Origin of the sequence: Actinomyces sp. S6-Spd3 (assembly GCF_000758755.1) — a bacterium.
Classification (GTDB): Bacteria; Actinomycetota; Actinomycetes; order Actinomycetales; family Actinomycetaceae; genus Pauljensenia.
Window position 1 is genome coordinate 1 of record NZ_JRMV01000097.1, and the last position, 585, is coordinate 585.

The following is a 585-nucleotide window of genomic DNA, read 5'->3' on the forward strand; positions in this document are numbered from 1 at the left end:
CGTTGAATCTGCAAGGTCGCTCCAGGCTTCGCGCGTGAAACGTTGGAAGGGTGATTGCTCTGCGTAGAGCCGGGCAGGCGGGTTGAAATGCACGCAACTATTTTGCCTGATTTTTCGCGTTTTTTCGCCTCGGATGATGGCGCCCTGTTTTAGGACGTAAAGTTGTGTAGTTGAGGAGGGCAAATGCAGCGAGTTTTTAGCGTGTCAATGATCCGCGCCAGGGAGGCCGCAGCTGTGAAGGCTGCGGGCCTAGATGAGTTGATGAAGGTAGCGGCGCGAGGCGTTGCCGACGCGGTGCAAGAGGTGTACCAGGCCGGTGAGGTAGCTGCGCTTGTTGGTGGCGGCGACAATGGGGGAGACGCGCTGTACGCGGCCGCATTCTTGTGCGGTGAGGGCGTTCCCGTTAAGGCCGTCGTGCTGAGTGATCATCCACACGAGCGTGCTTTGACTGCCGCGCGCGCGGCTGGGGTGGAAATCTGCCAGCCTGCTAAGACCTGCGCTGACGTGTTGCCGTTGCTTGCCTCCGCAACTGTATGGATCGATGGCCTTGTGGGCACGGGTACCGAAGGCGCGCTGAAGGAACCG

Annotated in this window: 1 protein-coding gene; it reads left to right on the forward strand. The window is 60.0% G+C overall.

Annotated elements, in window-relative coordinates:
* Positions 1 to 183 precede the first annotated feature (183 nt).
* Positions 184 to 585, forward strand: a 402-nt coding sequence (locus tag HMPREF1627_RS00585; protein ID WP_034500192.1) for an NAD(P)H-hydrate epimerase, incomplete at its 3' end; no start/stop codon positions are given.